This is a genomic window from Nocardia elegans NBRC 108235 (assembly GCF_001612845.1).
Classification (GTDB): Bacteria; Actinomycetota; Actinomycetes; order Mycobacteriales; family Mycobacteriaceae; genus Nocardia; species Nocardia nova.
In genome coordinates this window covers 1-15,994 of the sequence record NZ_BDBF01000024.1, presented here as the reverse complement: position 1 = coordinate 15,994, position 15,994 = coordinate 1, and the positions used below count along the sequence as shown (strand labels likewise).

Genomic DNA, 15,994 nt, shown 5'->3' with positions numbered 1-15,994 from the left:
GCGAAAGGAAGGAACCGATCATGTGCCTGGCAGTCCCGGGGAAGGTGCTCGACCTGTACGAGCGCGACGGCACGCTGATGTCGGTTGTCGACTTCGGCGGTGTCCACAAAGACGTATGCCTGCAATACATTCCGGATGCCGCGGTCGGCGACTACGTCGTCGTGCACGTCGGATTCGCCATTCAGCGCCTCGACGAGGAGTCGGCGCTGGCCACTCTCGCCGAATTCGAACACCTCGGTGTGCTGAACGAGGAATTCGGCGACGGATTCGCCATCGCCGCCCGGCAGTCCGGCCTTCCCGATCCCACCTCCGGCGCACCGTCGGAGTCCGCCCGCGACGACGAGGTGAACCGATGAAATACCTGGACGAATTCAGCAATCCCGAACTGGCTCAGCGTCTGCTCGAACGCATCCGCGCCGCGACCTCGCGCCGCTGGTCGATCATGGAAGTCTGTGGCGGGCAGACGCATTCGATCATCCGGCACGGCATCGACCAGCTGCTGCCGGACACCATCGAGATGATTCACGGCCCCGGCTGCCCGGTCTGCGTCACACCGCTGGAGGTGATCGACAAGGCGCTCGAGATCGCCGCACGCCCGGAGGTCATCTTCTGCTCCTTCGGCGACATGCTGCGGGTGCCGGGCAGTTCCAAGGATCTGTTCCGGATCAAGAGCGAGGGCGGCGACGTACGAGTGGTGTATTCGCCGCTCGATGCCCTCACCCTCGCCAAACAGAATCCCGATCGGCAGGTGGTGTTCTTCGGGATCGGATTCGAGACCACCGCCCCGGCCAACGCCATGACGGTGTATCAGGCCCGGCGGCTGGGCATCGAGAACTTCTCGCTGCTGGTCTCGCACGTGCTGGTCCCGCCGGCGATCGCCGCGATCATGGAATCCCCGGATTGCCGGGTCCAAGCATTCCTGGCCGCCGGTCACGTGTGCTCGGTGATGGGTATCGGCGAATACCCGCCGCTGGCGCGGAAGTATCGAGTTCCCATGGTGGTCACGGGATTCGAGCCGCTGGACATTCTCGAGGGTATCCGCCGCACGGTGCTCCAGCTCGAACAGGGACGCTGCGACGTCGAGAACGCTTACCCGCGTGCGGTACCGGCCGAGGGCAATCCGGCCGCGAAGGCCATGCTGCAGGACGTCTTCGAGGTCACCGACCGTGGTTGGCGCGGCATCGGCGTCATTCCGCGCAGCGGGTGGCGGCTCTCGCCGCGCTATCGCGACTTCGACGCCGAATACCGATTCAGCGTGGGCGATATCCACACCGCCGAATCGTCGGTCTGCCGCTCGGGAGAGGTTCTGCAGGGGCTGATCAAGCCGACCGATTGCGCGGCGTTCGGCACCCGCTGCACACCGCGTAATCCGCTGGGCGCCACGATGGTGTCCTCCGAGGGCGCCTGCGCCGCCTACTACCTGTATCGCCGCCTGGATCTGCCGGCGGAGGTGGCTCATGCTTGACCACGCCGGAACCTCCACCCCGGCACCGGTATTCGACGCCGACAGCTGGGTGTGCCCGCTGCCGCTGCGGGATTCGCCGACCATCGTGATGGCGCACGGCGGCGGAGGTGCGATGTCGGGCGAGCTGATCGAGCATCTGTTCCTGCCCGCCTTCGGCGCCGCCGCCGACGCCGCGCTCGGGGATGCGGCGGTGGTCGAGGTCGGGGCCGCCAGGCTGGCCTTCTCCACCGATTCGTTCGTGGTGAAACCGCTCGTCTTTCCCGGCGGCACGATCGGTGAGCTGGCGGTCAACGGCACCGTGAACGATCTGGCCATGGCCGGTGCGCAGCCCCTGGTGCTGTCGACGGCGTTCATCCTGGAAGAGGGCACCGACCTGGCCGATATCGCGCGGGTCGCCGAAGCTATGGGCGCCGCCGCCGTCACCGCCGGGGTGAAGCTGGTGACCGGCGATACGAAAGTGGTCGATTCCGGCCACGGGGACGGCATCTTCGTCAATACCGCGGGCATCGGGCTGGTGCCCGCGGGGGTCGACATCCGCCCTGAGCGCGCCCGGCCCGGCGACGTCGTGCTGGTCAGCGGTGATATCGGCGTGCACGGGGTGGCGGTCATGAGTTGCCGGGAGGGCCTGGAATTCGGCACCACCGTGCGCAGCGACACCGCCGCGCTGAACGGTCTGGTGGCCGCGATTCTCGAGACCGGCGCCGACGTGCACATGCTGCGCGACCCCACCCGCGGCGGGGTCGCGGCGACGCTGAACGAGATCGCGAAAGCGGCGCATGTCGGTGTGCGGCTGGACGAACGCGCACTGCCGATTCCGGACGCGGTCCGCGATGCCTGCGGATTGCTGGGACTGGATCCGCTGTACGTGGCCAACGAGGGGAAGGCGATCGCCTTCGTCGCCGCCGACGACGCGGACCGCGCGCTGGCGGCCATGCGGGCCCATCCGCTGGGCGCGCGGGCCTGTGCGATCGGCGTCTGCGTCGACGAACATCCCGGGATGGTGGTCGCGCGCACCGCCCTCGGCGGTACCCGGGTGGTGGATCTGCCCGCCGGCGAACAGCTTCCGCGGATCTGCTGAGCGTCCGGTGGGGGCGCGAGCGGGAGATACGATGCGGCCGACGATGACGGTATCGCCCCCTCGGGAGTGGGCGCGAGAACAGCGCGCCCGGCGCCGCGGCGTGACCGGTATGGCGGTGACGGTGGTCGCGCTGCACGTCGCGGGCTGGGGGCTACTGGCAGCCCTGGTCATCCCGAACCACTACGCGGTGGGGAACGTGGTGTTCGGTGCCGGCCTGGGTGTGACCGCCTACACGCTGGGGATGCGGCATGCCTTCGACGTCGACCATATCGCCGCGATCGACAACACCACCCGCAAGTTGGTGGGCGAGCGCAGGACCCCGGTGTCGGTCGGATTCTGGTTCTCGCTCGGCCATTCCACCGTCGTCTTCGTCATGGTCGGTGCGCTGGCACTGGGCGCGCGGGTGCTGGCCTCCGGCGTCGAGGACGACGGCTCCGGACTGCGGCGCTGGACCGGTACCTTCGGCAGCGGCGTCTCGGGAACCTTCCTGCTGCTCATCGGTGTGCTGAACCTGGTGTCGCTCATCGGTATCGGGCGGGCACTGCGCGCGGTGCGCCGAGGGGAGGGTGACGAGCGGGACCTGGATTCCCGGCTGTACGCGCGCGGGGCGCTGAACCGGGTGCTGGCGCCGCTGGTGCGCGCGGTGCGCAAGCCGGGGCAGATGTATCCGATCGGTGTCCTGTTCGGGCTGGGATTCGACACGGTGACCGAGGTGAGCCTGCTGGTGCTCGCGGGCGGCGCCGCGGCCGACACCGATCTGCCGTGGTACGCGATCGTGGTGTTGCCGCTGCTGTTCTCAGCCGGTATGACTCTGTTCGACTCGCTGGACGGGGCGTGCATGAACGCGGCCTACGGCTGGGCCTGCGCCGCGCCGGCCCGCAAGATCTACTACAACCTGCTGGTGACCGGGCTGTCGGTCGCGGTGGCCCTGCTGATCGGCGCCCAGGAGATCGTCTCCGTGGTCACCGGCGCATTGGGCATCACCTCCGGCCCGCTGGCCTGGATCGGCGGTCTCGATCTGGGAGCGATGGGTTTCGCCGTGGTGGCGCTGTTCCTCGCGACTTGGCTGCTGGCGCTGATCCTGTGGCGGCGCGGGCAATCCCCGCGTGCGGCCCACGAGGGCCCGACATGAGCGGGCCGCAGATGTTCGCGCGGTACACCTACGCGCCGAACGCGCTGGGCTACTGCGGCCCGGCCGACGCCCCCGCGCTGGCCGGCGGGACCGATGCCGAGATCCGGGCCGTGGCACGGCGCTTCTCCGGAGCCTGGCCGTATCTGCGGGTGCTGTCGTCGATGACCGGGATCGGCGATCCGCTCGACCCGCGACTGGTCGAATCCTATTGGCTCGGTGGGGGAGTCGGCGCCGGCATCGACCGCGCGGAATTCCTGTCGGAGCTGTTGTCGATGATCGGACCGATCGCCGGCGGGTACTGGCGCCATCTGGGCCCGGAGCTGGCGCCGGAAAGTGCGCCCAACCACAACTTCCACGTGTTCGGCATCTATCCGTGGACCCGTCTGCTCGACCGAGGTCCCGCGGACCTGCCGCTGCGCGTGCTCGACAACTGCCGGATCAGCTGGGCGCGGGTCCACGCGCGCGACGCCACCACCGCGACGGTTTCCGTGCGCCGGCTGCGCTGGAGCGATTCGCACTTGTCGCTCTCGGCGGCGATGCCGCGCCGCATCGAGCTGGCCGGTGCGGGCATCGATGCCGCCGATTTCGAGGTGGGCGACCATCTCGCGCTGCACTGGGACCACATCTGCGGCCGGCTCGACCCCACCCGGGTCGACCGGCTCGAGGCAGCGACGGCCTGGCAACTGGCGGCCACCAACCGCCGGCTCGACCCGCACTCCGCGCCACCGGCCGCCGGGCGGTCGCGAGCCTCGTGACCGCGGTGCCGATCACGGCCCCGGGTGCTCGCGCAACATTCGCTGCCGGGTGATCTGGGCATCGACGACCGCGCCGAGCAGAATCGCGAAGTTGGTGAGCCACAACCACATCAGCAGGACGATCGCCGCGGTCAGTGACCCGTACACGCGATTGAGCGAGTCGAAATGCGCGGCGTACAGGGCCAGTCCGGCCGACCCCGCGATCCAGATGCCCACGGCGATCACGCTTCCGGAGGTGAGCCAGCGCAACCGCTGGCCCTCGGTGTTCGGCGCGACCCAATACAGCAGCGCCAGTGCGACACTCACCAGCAGGGCCAGCAGCGGCCACTTCACGATCGACCAGACGAGCAGGCCCGCCGAACCCATGCCGATCCGGTTGCCGGCGTGTTCGGCGAGGCCGGGAGTGATGGCGAAGCCGAGCACGGTGACGACCACGGCGACCACCAGCACCAGACCCAGCGCGAAGCGCAGCGGCAGTGTGCGCCAGAGGGATCGGCTCTCCCGCACACCGTAGAGGGCGTTGGCCGCCCGGATGAACGCCCCCAGATAGGTCGATACGGTCCAGAACGCCGACAACAGGCCCACGACCGCCATCGGACCGGACAGCGACTTGACCGACTGCAGATGATGAATCGACTCGGCGATCAGTGAGGTGCCGCCGCCGGGCCCCAGCCGCCCGGCCGCGCCCGCGAGCGAGTCGGCGGGGGCGGGGCCGGCGATGCTCAGCACCACGATGGCGATCAGCAGGGCGGGAAACAGCGACAACATGCTGTAGTACGTCAATGCCGCCGCCCAATCGGACAATTCATCCGACCACGCCGCCCGCACGGTACGCAGGAGCACCCTGACCTCGGCCCGGCGAAACACCCGGTACCGAAGCGCGGGCTCCGATCCGACCGCCACAGTCGCTACCTCCCAGCAGTTTTCGATCCGCGCACAGTCGGATCGCCGGCGCCTGGTATCGGAATACCACTACCGCATCCCGCCACGCACCGCTGCCCGCGATCGCGGAGAGGGCACGGCCGGCGCTCGCCTATTCCGTGTCGGTGGTGGATGCGGCGGCGACGCGTTCGAGTGCCCGCAGGTCCTTCCCGATGACCTCGTAGCACACGTAGGCGAGGATGAAGCAGATGATGCCGCCGACGCACAGGATGCGGATCGCCCAGATGATGGATTCGATATCCGGCGCCGGCAGGAACGTGATGCCCGTGACACCCACCAGCGGTACGGCGGCGGCCGCGGTGAGGTAGATGCCGGTACGCCGGGCGAGCCGGCGCAGGTGTTCGACGTCGGCGGCGGCGGACCGTCCGTGGGCCAGGAAGAGCGGGTACAGGAACCGCACCACGTACCAGGTGATCGCGAAGTACGGGTAGGTCAGGGCGACCGCACCGCAGACGACCAGGGACAGCAGGAAATGCGTGTAGGTGCCGCGCGGCACGCCGCCGGCGACGAGATTCAGCATCACCGGAAATATCACGCCACCGGCGAACCAGAACACGAAAGCGATGGCCGCCACCCGGTTGCCGAGCCGCAGCGCATCGATGCGAGCGCTCGTGAGAACGGCCTCGGGATAGTCACGCCCATTGTGCAGTCCGATGGACACCTCGATGAGACGGCGCGCGATGTAGAGGATCAGGAGCGTGGCCGCCACGATGGCCAGCGGATACAGCACCTGGGCCACATCGTGGAAGGAGCGCTGGATCTCGGGCGTGAGTTTGCTGACGATCAGCGTCTTGTTGTAGTAGTAGTTGTACCACGCAGCGGCCAGATTGGGCACGGCGATCGCGACCGCGAGAATCGGTATCGGCCACAGCGGCCCGCGCGGGCGGTGGCTGTCCGGCGGCGCGTCGACCAGCTCCCGGGCCCGCGGGTCGAGGCAGAGCTCGAATTGCTGGGCCAGCTCCGCGCCGTTGGCCCAGCGATCGGTGCGCCGCGGCGCCAGGCAGGTCAGCAGCACGCGGCGCAGCGAGGCCGGGCAGTCGGCGGGAAGGTCGTCGAGGAATTGCTGCGCGATCGGGCGGCGCCGCATGTCGAGGAGCTGTTCGACCGAGTCCTGCGAATTTTTCGCCGCGGTCTGCGGAAACGGGCGTCGCCCGGTCAGCAACTCCCAGAGCATGACGCCCAGAGCGTAGATATCGCTGCGCGTGTCGAGGTCGTCCACCGTGCCGGACAGCTGCGGGTGGCTCGCCTCGAGATGTTCGGGAGACATGTAGGCCAGCGATCCGCCGAAGTACGCCACCGGACTGCTGCCCGCGATGTGGTTGCTGAAGCTGATGTTGAAGTCGGCCAGTTTGGGTGCGGCGTCGGCGGAGAGCAGGACGTTGGCCGGTTTGATATCGCGGTGCAGCACACCGCGTCGTTCGGCGTAGTCGAGGGCTTCGGCGAGCCGGCGGCCGAGCCAGGCGAGGGTTTCCGGCCAGGACAGGGCCGCGATCTCGTCGCGCGCGCGGCTGCTCGAGGTGGGGATCTCGCCTTTGTCCGCCAAGGCCTCGTCGACCGCGTCCAGTAGCAGCCGCCCGCTGCGTCGCTCCGGCGCGGTCGCGCGGACCCGCGTCAGCACCGCGGCCAGCGTGCCACCCGGAACGTATTGCATGTAGAGCAGTTTCAGCCCCCGGTCCGGCAGCACCCGCTGGTCGTACACCCGGACGATGGATTCGTGATCCAGCTGAGCCAGGGTCTGGGGTTCGGTGCCGTGGTCCGCGGAGATCTTCACCGCCACCAGTCGCTGCAGCGACCGCTGCCGGGCCAGGAACACCTGGGCGAACGCGCCGCGGCCGAGCTCGAGCAGCAGATCGAAATCGTCGATCCGGTCGCCGGGCTCGAGATCGGCGGCGGGGGACGCGTGCGGGCGCGGCCTGGTCGCGCCGGCGGACTGCTCGGCCGCGGTGGGTTGCGGCGCAGTATCCACCGCCCGATCGGCCGACGGGTCGAAGGCGGCCGTGGCATCGCCTTCCGGTCGAGCGCCCATGTGCTGGTCACTCCGGGATGAGACATCGAGACATGGCGAATTTTATCGCGCTCCGGGCTGGGAATCGGCCGGTCTCGAATGAGGCGGCGGGACGGTTATCCGACAGCGATTTCCGTCTGCCACGAGCGTCCCGATCCCGCGCAGGTCGACCGGCGCGCCGTAGCCGGTCGATTACTTTTCGGTGACGATTGTTATGGCGAATGTCGAGCGGTTATACCGTCGTTACAGCGAGTGAAGAGCTTTTCTGGGCGTTGCAGGCGTTTAGGAGGTTCGAATGGTAGTGCTCGTACAACGCCGGCCGGCACCGGTGGCCGCGGCGGCGAATCTATTGCTCGACAGCGACGCGAATTCGGTGAATTCTTTTCGGCGCAAGCGTTTCCGGTGGCCGTGGCAACTGGCCGACATGTTCGTGTCGGCGGCGGCGCAACTCTATGCCGGTGAGGGCGGAGCGCAGATCTCCGCCGTGCGCACGCTGGCCGAGATCGCGGACGCGTCCGCGGCCACACCGCGCCAGCAATGCGTGGACGTACTCTGCGGTTATCTTCGACTGCCCCGCGTGGCCGGCCGGCTCGGCGGATACGACCGGACGGTTCGGCGGACCATCACGTCCGTCATCGCCGACCACCTCCGCCGCGGCGCGCGCCGAAGCTGGTCGCGCGCAACCTTCGATTTCCGCAATGCGCGAATCGAGGATGCCGATTTCACCGGTGCGGTTTTCGGCGGCTCCGCGAATTTCGAACGCGCGAACCTGTCGGGCAACACTCGATTCGACGGCGCGACATTCTCCGCCGACACTTATTTCCAGGCGGCGACCTTCGATACCGTGTGGTTCCGGGAGGCGGTGTTCACCGATCGCGCCAGATTTTTCGGCGCCCGATTCGAGCGGGCCCGCTTCGACGGAACCACCTTCCGCGGCAGCGCCCAATTTCCACTGGCGATCTTCTCCGGCGACGCCCGATTCCATCGGGCGGCCTTCCGCGGCGGGGCGTATTTCGACAGCGCGCAGTTCCGTGGCCATGCCGACTTCGGCGCGGCAGGCTTCATCGGGCCGGCCCGGTTCGACGGTGCCGCGTTCACCATCGACAGCTCTTTCGAACGCGCCCGATTCCTCGACCCGATGCCCGCGGAGCAGCCATCGGCCGAAGCGGACCCGTCGTTCACCGCACCCGCGCAGCACGGCCCCGCCCACCGGATACCGGTCGCCGCATGCCTGTAGCCGCACCGCGTCGGCCGTGGAAACAATCGGCCCCGCTCAGGCTCCCGATATCGCGGTTGGCTTCCCCGATCCTGGGTAGTAGCTGGGACGACGGTACTCGTACGGGCTGGGAGGTCCGGTGTTTCAGGCGTTGATCGGTGTGGTGTCAGGAGCCGGCCGGACCGGGACGGCTCTCATCGGCGGCTCGGCGCGGCTGCCCGTGCGTGCGGTGGCGGCGGCGCAGACCGCGCTGCGGCTGACCGAGGTGGCCGACGATATCGCCACGCAGCTGCAGCGCGACGTGCGGTCGTTGCTGAACCCTGCGCTGCGCCGGGACGGCAGACGGATCGCCGCCGTCGAGGATCGCGTGCTCGTGGAGGTGCGCGGCCTGCGTTCGGAGCGCAGCGAGCGAGTCGCGGAGGCCGTGCACCGGAAGGTGGGCTCGCTGCCGGGTGTGCGCTGGACGCGGGTGAACGCGGTGACCGGGGATGTGGTGGCCGCGGTTCGCGACGATGATGTGGTGCCCGGACTGCTGGACGCGATCGCCGCGGCAGAGGAGGACGCCGGCGTCGCCGATACCGTCTGGGATCCGACTGCGGAACATCCCGCCGATCTGGAACCCGTTGTGTCGGCGGCGATTTCACTGGCCGGTGATCTGATCTCGGCCGGTGTCACCTTCGTCGGATCGGCCATTCCCGGGCGCAACGGCGTGGAGACGCTGCAGTCGCTGGTCGCGCTGGCGGACTCGCAGCCGCGCATCCGGCGGCTGTTGGAACAGCGTCTCGGCCGGGCCCGCACCGATCTGCTGCTGACCACCGCCAACGCGCTGGCGCAGGCCGCCGGTGACAGCCCCGCGAACGTCCTGGTCGATGCGCTGCACCGAGCGCTGGCCGTCACCGAACACGGTGTGCGCCATGCCCGTTGGCGCTTGTGGGAGGTCGAGCACGGCCACCGACGGGCCCGCGATATCTTGCACGCCCCGCCACAACGGGAGCGTCCGGTCGTACTGCCGCCCGGCCCGGTCGAACGGTGCGCGGACGAGGCGTCGGCCGCCGCGGCCGCCGGAGCCGCCGCCGTCGCCGCCGGCCAGGGCCTGTCCTCGGTCGGCCGCGCCTTGACGATCGCCGCGCCGAAGGCCGCGCGGGCGAGCCGGGAGAGCTTCGCGGCGACGGTGTCGTCACTGCTGGCCGCTTCCGGCGTGCTGACGATGGATTCGTCGGTGTGGCGGCGGCTGGATCGGCTGAGCGCCCTGGTGATCGACGGCGCTGTGCTGTACGGAAGCGGCCGCCTGGTACTCGATGTCGAAACCGCCGCCGACACCGGCGAAACCGGACCGGGAGATGCCGAGAAGTCCGAATGGACCACGGCCCGGGTATGGAACGCCGCTCAGCGACTGTTGTGGTCGAGCCCCGGCGCGGCCGGACCTGCGCCACCGGATACCGGCGACCTTCGGCTGCGACCGGATCCGGACCGCAACCGCACCGACTCGATTCCCGGCTGGTACGACGTCTGCGACGGAACGGACGTGGTGGGACGGGTCCTGATCGGCCGCGAACTCGACCCCCGCGCGCGGACGCTGATGCTCACCGCCCGGGCCTCGGGCCTGAAGGTGGTCGTGCGCGGACAACGCGACGCGGTCGAATTGCGTTCCCTGGCAGACGAATTCGTCGAGCGGTCGCGGCAGGCGGCGGAGTTGGTGCGGCGGTTGCAGTCCGACGGACATGTGGTGGCGCTGGTCGCCACCGATGCCGCCGAGGATCTGAACTGCGCGGATGTGGCCATCGGCGTGAGCCGGATCAGCGCCGGCGAGGTCGAGGCGATGCCGTGGGTGGCGGATGTGGTCTGCGGCGATCTCGATCAGGTGATGCGCGTGCTGCTGACGGTGGCTCCCGCCCGGCAGGTCAGCGAGCGCGGTCGCGTCCTCGCGCTCTCGGCGTGTTCGCTCGCGGGCCTGCTGCTGGCCGCGGGTCGTTCCCGCGACGCGTGGCCGGTGACCGCGGCGCAGGCCAGCGGGCTGATGCAGGGTACGTGGGTGGGCGTGCAGGCCGCGCGCGGACGGCTCCCGGAGTCGGGCGCACCGCTGGTTCCCTGGCACAGTCTCGAACCCGACGAAGTGTTGACGCGGCTGCCGGAACCCGAACGCGACGAGCTACCTCCCGCGCGGTCGTGGACCGCACCGCTGACCCGCATTCCCGCGCACCTGTCTCCGGCCACGCGTTTTCTCGCCACCGTGCGCCGCGAGCTGGCCGATCCGCTCACCCCCATCCTCGGTGTCGGCGCCGCGGCCTCGGCCGTACTGGGCTCACCCGGCGACGCCGCACTGGTGGCCGGCGTGGTGGCGGTCAACGCGGTGGTGTCGGCCTTGCAGCGGCAACGCGCCGAGAACGCGCTGCGCGACCTGATCGCGCACGAGCGCATCACCGGTCGCCGCGTCGATCGCGCCGCGCTCGACCACGATCCCGAGCCGCCCAGCGAATCCGTGCCCGGGACGGCCCTGGCGGTCGGCGACGTGATCGCACTGCGCACCGGCGACGTCGTTCCGGCGGATGCGCGGCTGCTGCGAGCCGAGGACCTGGAGGTCGACGAATCGGCGCTGACCGGGGAATCGGTCACGGTGACCAAGGACAGCCCCGCCACTCCCGGAGCGGAGCTCAACCAGCGGCGCTGCATGGTGTACGAGGCCAGCACGATCGTGAACGGCGCCGCGGTGGCGGTGGTCGTCGCGGTCGGGTGCGATACCGAAACCAACCGCGCCGCCGCCGTCGCCGTGCCGCCTCGCCTGGGCGGAGTGCAGGCGCAGCTGCGTGCGCTCAGCGATCAGGCCCTGCCGCTGACACTCGGCGGCGGTTCCCTGGTCACGGCGCTGGGATGGTTGCGGGGACAGCGTATTCGCTCGGCCATCGCCGACGGAGTCGCGGTCGCGACGGCCGCCGTGCCGGAAGGACTTCCGCTCGTCGCCACGGTGGCGCAGCTGGCCGTCGCCCGGCGCCTGTCGCGTCACGGCCTGCTGGTGCGGGCCAGCCGGACGGTGGAGGCCCTGGGCCGGGTGAACACCATCTGCTTCGACAAGACCGGAACGCTCACCTTCGGCCGCCTGCGGCTGACCACCCTGGCCGACCTCGATCACCAGTGGTCGCCGGAGGACGACGACCCGCGTGCCCGCCTCTTGCTGCGGGCCGCGGCCCACGCCTGCCCCGATCCTGCCGAGGGCCCGATCGTGCACGCCACCGATCAGGCGGTGCTCGACGCCGCCGAGCAGCTCGACTCGGACGAACGCTGGGACACGATCGAGGAACTGCCCTTCGAATCGAATCGCGGATACGCCGCGACGCTGGGTCAGACGCGGCGGCGGCGCTGGCGGCTGATCGTGAAGGGGGCCCCGGAAATCGTGCTCGCCCGCTGCACCGCGATCCGGACCCGGCACGAGGGTGACGATCGCGACGAACCGATGTCCGCCGCCCATCGCCGCGCCGCCGACCGCATGATCAATCGCATGGCCGAGCGCGGGCTGCGGGTGCTGGTCGTCGCCCGGCGGGATCTGTCCGCGGCACCGGGTGATGTGGTGAGCGCGGTCGAGAAACTCACCCTGCTCGGCTTCATCGGGCTCGCCGACACCGCGCGTCCGCAGGCGCGTCCGCTCGTCGGCGCGTTGCAGCGCAACGACATTCGCGTGCGGATGATCACCGGCGACCATCCCGTCACCGCCTCCGCCATCGCCGCCGATCTGGGCATCGACGCCGAGCCGGTGGTGACGGGGAGCGATCTGGCCGACCTCGACGATGCCGCCCAGTCGGATCTCATCGCGCGCAGCAGTGTCTTCGCCCGCGTCAGCCCGCAGCAGAAGGTCCGCATCGTCACCACCTTGCAGCGGCGCGGCGAGGTGGTGGCCATGGCCGGGGACGGCGGCAACGACGCGGCCGCGATCCGCACCGCCGACGTCGGCATCGGACTCACCGCCCAGGGGTCGACCGCCGCGCGCAATGCCGCCGATCTGGTGCTGACCGATCCCGACCCGCTGGTGCTGCTGCACGCGCTGATCGAGGGCCGCGGCATGTGGCGGCGCGTCAGCGATGCGGTCGGCATCCTGGTCGGCGGCAACGCCGGTGAGGTCGCGTTCACGGTCCTCGGCACCGCGCTCGCGGGCCGGGCCCCGCTGGGCACCAGGCAATTTCTGCTGGTCAACATGCTCACCGACATGTTTCCGGCGATGGCCGTCGCACTGTCGACCGAGCGGTCCGGCGACGAGGAGCCGACCGGCAACCAGGAGCGCGCCGATCTGCTCGCCGAACAGCTCGCCTCCCGCCCGCGCACCGATATCGCGGCCGATCTGCGTCGCACGATCGTGATCCGCGGCTCCACCACCGCGGCCGCCTCCACCGTGGCGTGGTCGATCGCCCGCTGGACCGGTACCGAGCGCCGGGCGGCGACCGTCGCCCTGGTCGCGCTGGTGGGCACACAGCTCGGGCAGACCGTTCTGGCCGCGCGCCACAGCCCGCAGGTGTGGCTCACCGCGGCCGGTAGTGCGGCCTTCCTGGGCACGGTCGTCATGACACCCGGACTGTCGACGTATTTCGGTTGCCGTCCCCTCGGGCCGGTGGGCTGGGCCACCGCGCTCACCTCGGCGGCGACCGCGACCGCCGCTGGCGCCCTGCTGCCCTCCCGCCGGCCGACCGAGCCGGACGAGCCCACGGTCGTGCCGGAACCGCAGGAATTCGTCCTCGAGGCCGAAAGTGTTGTGGTGCCGGCGAATTGATATCTTTCAGGCGGTCGCGGCGCTGGTTTCGCCCGCGAGATCCAGTGCGATGTCGACGATGAGATCTTCCTGACCGCCGACCAGTCCGCGCCGGCCGACCTCGAGCAGGATGGTGCGCGCGTCCAATCCGTAGCGCCGCGCCGCGGCCTCGGCGTGGCGCAGGAACGACGAATACACACCGGCGTACCCCAGGGTGAGCGTTTCGCGATCCACCCGCACCGGGCGATCCTGCAACGGCCGCACCAGATCGTCGGCGGCGTCCTGAAGGGCGAACAGATCGCAGTTGTGCTTCCAGCCGTACAGGTCGGCGACGGCGACGAACGGTTCGATCGGGCAGTTGCCCGCCCCCGCGCCGTGCCCGGCCAGCGAGGCGTCCACACGGGTGACGCCTTCCTCTACGGCGACAACGGAATTGGCGACCGAGAGCGAGAGATTCTCGTGCGCGTGGATGCCGATCTCGGTGGCCGGATCGAGGACGCGGCGATAGGCGCGCACGCGGTCGCGGACGCCGTTGAGGGTCAACCGGCCACCGGAGTCTGTGACGTAAACACACTGTGCGCCATAGCTTTCCATCAGCTTGGCCTGTTCGGCGAGCTGCTCGGGTTCGGCCATATGCGACATCATCAAGAACCCGGAGACGTCCATGCCGAGTTCGCGGGCTTTGCCGATGTGCTGGGCCGAGACGTCGGCCTCGGTGCAGTGGGTGGCGACGCGGACCGAGCGGACGCCGAGCCGGTAGGCCTGCTCGAGATGGTCGATGGTGCCGATGCCGGGCAGCAGCAGGGTCGTCAGCCGGGCGTGGGTGAGGTTGGCGGCCGCGGCCTCGATCCACTCCCAGTCGGTATTGCTGCCGGGGCCGTAGTTCAGGCTGCCGCCGGCCAGGCCGTCCCCGTGGGCGACCTCGACGGCGTCGACTCCCGCCGCGTCCAGCGCCGCCACGATCGCGCCGACGTCGTCGGGAGTGATGCGGTGGCGTACGGCGTGCATACCGTCGCGGAGCGTGACGTCTTGGATGAACAGTTGCGTGGTCATCGCGAGGCTCCCTGTTCTGCCGGGGCGGCGATCGTGTCGGCGACCGATTCGGCATAGCGCATCGCCGCGGAGGTCATGATGTCGAGATTTCCCGCGTAGGCGGGCAGATAGTGCGCCGCACCCTCCACTTCCAGGAAGACGCTCACCTGGTGCGTCGGCGCCGGACCGCGGTCGGAGTGCTGCAGGGTGTGCACCGGCTGGTCCGCAGGTATCGGGGTGATCTGGATCTGCTGTTTGAGCCGGTAGCCCGGCACATAGGTGGCGACCCGCGCGATCATCTGCTCGATCGATGCGCGAATCGCCTCCTGCGTAGCGGCGTCCGGTGCCGTGGTCAGACAGAGCACGGTGTCACGCATGATCATCGGCGGTTCGGCCGGATTGAGGATGATGATCGCCTTGCCCCGGCGGGCCCCGCCCACGGTCTCCACCGCGTGCGCGGTGGTCTCGGTGAACTCGTCGATATTGGCCCGCGTCCCCGGGCCGGCGGACTTCGAGGCGATCGACGCGACGATCTCGGCGTAGGCGACCGGTGCGACGCGCGAGACCGCGGCGACGATCGGGATGGTGGCCTGCCCGCCGCAGGTGACCATGTTGACGTCGGTCGCGTGCCGGTGTTCGTCCAGGTTCACCGCCGGGACGACGAACGGTCCCAGCGCGGCCGGAGTGAGATCGACGAGGCGTTTACCGAGCGGCTCGAGGACCGCCGCGTGGGCCGCGTGCGCCTTGGCCGAGGTCGCGTCGAAGATCACCTCGATCTCGTCGAAGTTCGGCAATCGCAACAGCCCCTGCACGCCCTCGGAGGTGGTGGGCACGCCCAGCCGCCGGGCCCGGGCGAGACCGTCGGATTCCGGATCGATGCCGACCATCGCGCCCATTTCCAGCACGGTCGAATGCCGGATGACCTTGATCATCAGATCGGTGCCGATATTGCCCGATCCGATGACGGCCACCTTGACGGCGCCACGTTCGTCGCTCATGGTTGTCACTCCTCGATGAAGACGGCGGTCACCGAGCCGAGCCCGGAGATGTCGGCCGTGACGGTTGCGGGGGCGGTGATCGGGGCCATCGGGCCGAGCGCGCCGGACAGGATCACCTGGCTGGCACGCAGCGGTTCGCCGAATTCGCGGGCGGTGCGCGCCAGCCATGCCAGCGCGCGCAGCGGGTCGCCCAGGCAGGCCGCCCCGGTCCCGGTGGACACCTCGACGCCGTCGATGGACATGGTCATCCGCGCCGATACGGGTTCGAACTCGTCGAGGGTGCGGCGCTGCGATCCGAGGACGAACAGTCCGCTGGAGCCGTTGTCGGCGACGGTATCGCCGAAAGTGATGTCCCAGTCGGCAATTCGGCTGTCGACGATTTCCAGCGCGGCCACGGCGTAGTCGACCGCGGCGCGCACCTGGTCGTCGTCGAGTGGACCGTCGGCGAGGTCGTGAGCGAGCACGAACGCGATCTCGGCTTCGGCCTTCGGTTGCAGCAGACGGCTCGCGGGGATGGGCGTGTCCTGCCGGAAGCGCATGTCGTCGAACAGGACACCGAAATCGGGTTGGTCGACGCCGAGTTGCCGCTGCACCGCCGGTGAGGTCAGCCCGATCTTGCGGCCGACGATCGTGGCGCCC

At 69.8% G+C, this 15,994-nt stretch carries 12 protein-coding genes; 7 read left to right on the top strand and 5 right to left on the bottom strand.

Annotated elements, in window-relative coordinates:
• Positions 1–20: 20 nt before the first annotated feature.
• From NE2_RS17860 to NE2_RS17840, 5 genes are read left to right on the top strand one after another with little or no spacing between them, the layout of a single operon-like run.
• On the top strand, positions 21–356 hold the full coding sequence (locus tag NE2_RS17860; RefSeq protein WP_063014128.1) for a HypC/HybG/HupF family hydrogenase formation chaperone: 336 nt from the start codon (positions 21–23) through the stop codon (positions 354–356).
• Positions 353–1,465, top strand: a complete 1,113-nt coding sequence (gene hypD / locus NE2_RS17855; RefSeq protein ID WP_063027629.1) for a hydrogenase formation protein HypD — start codon at positions 353–355, stop codon at positions 1,463–1,465. Before NE2_RS17860 ends, hypD begins: the two co-directional genes overlap by 4 nt.
• Complete coding sequence (gene hypE, locus NE2_RS17850) at positions 1,458–2,543, top strand: hydrogenase expression/formation protein HypE (protein ID WP_063027627.1); 1,086 nt, start codon at positions 1,458–1,460, stop codon at positions 2,541–2,543. The genes hypD and hypE overlap by 8 nt, the downstream gene beginning before the upstream one ends.
• Positions 2,544–2,586: 43 nt before the next feature.
• Positions 2,587–3,675 carry a Nickel transporter NicT gene (gene nicT / locus NE2_RS17845; RefSeq protein WP_218018623.1) on the top strand — a complete coding sequence of 363 codons (1,089 nt, stop codon included), beginning with the start codon at positions 2,587–2,589 and terminating at the stop codon, positions 3,673–3,675.
• Positions 3,672–4,430 carry a DUF6390 family protein gene (locus tag NE2_RS17840; protein WP_063027623.1) on the top strand — a complete coding sequence of 253 codons (759 nt, stop codon included), beginning with the start codon at positions 3,672–3,674 and terminating at the stop codon, positions 4,428–4,430. The genes nicT and NE2_RS17840 overlap by 4 nt, the downstream gene beginning before the upstream one ends.
• Before the next feature lie 12 nt (positions 4,431–4,442).
• Here the strand turns inward: NE2_RS17840 and NE2_RS17835 are convergent, their stop codons facing one another.
• Positions 4,443–5,273: a YihY/virulence factor BrkB family protein gene (locus tag NE2_RS17835; protein ID WP_063014195.1), complete on the bottom strand. Its 831-nt coding sequence runs from the start codon at positions 5,271–5,273 to the stop codon at positions 4,443–4,445.
• A 190-nt stretch (positions 5,274–5,463) separates the two neighbouring features.
• Positions 5,464–7,398 (bottom strand): serine/threonine-protein kinase, encoded by a 1,935-nt coding sequence (locus NE2_RS17830; RefSeq protein WP_063027619.1) that lies wholly within the window; start codon positions 7,396–7,398, stop codon positions 5,464–5,466.
• Between the two features lie 274 nt (positions 7,399–7,672).
• On the opposite strand from NE2_RS17830, the gene NE2_RS17825 reads away from it, so the two are divergent.
• Entirely contained in the window at positions 7,673–8,614 is a 942-nt protein-coding gene (locus NE2_RS17825; RefSeq protein ID WP_084494124.1) for a pentapeptide repeat-containing protein, read from the top strand.
• A 118-nt stretch (positions 8,615–8,732) separates the two neighbouring features.
• Positions 8,733–13,346: a cation-translocating P-type ATPase gene (locus tag NE2_RS17820; protein WP_063027615.1), complete on the top strand. Its 4,614-nt coding sequence runs from the start codon at positions 8,733–8,735 to the stop codon at positions 13,344–13,346.
• Between the two features lie 6 nt (positions 13,347–13,352).
• On the opposite strand, the gene dmpG is transcribed toward NE2_RS17820, so the two are convergent.
• From dmpG to NE2_RS17805, 3 genes are all read right to left on the bottom strand, one after another.
• Entirely contained in the window at positions 13,353–14,378 is a 1,026-nt protein-coding gene (gene dmpG / locus NE2_RS17815) for a 4-hydroxy-2-oxovalerate aldolase (RefSeq protein ID WP_063027613.1), read from the bottom strand.
• Positions 14,375–15,355, bottom strand: coding sequence for an acetaldehyde dehydrogenase (acetylating) (locus tag NE2_RS17810; protein ID WP_063027611.1), 981 nt, complete (start codon positions 15,353–15,355; stop codon positions 14,375–14,377). The genes dmpG and NE2_RS17810 overlap by 4 nt, the downstream gene beginning before the upstream one ends.
• Positions 15,356–15,360: 5 nt before the next feature.
• A partial coding sequence (locus NE2_RS17805; protein ID WP_063027609.1) for a 2-keto-4-pentenoate hydratase occupies positions 15,361–15,994 on the bottom strand: 634 nt, incomplete at its 5' end.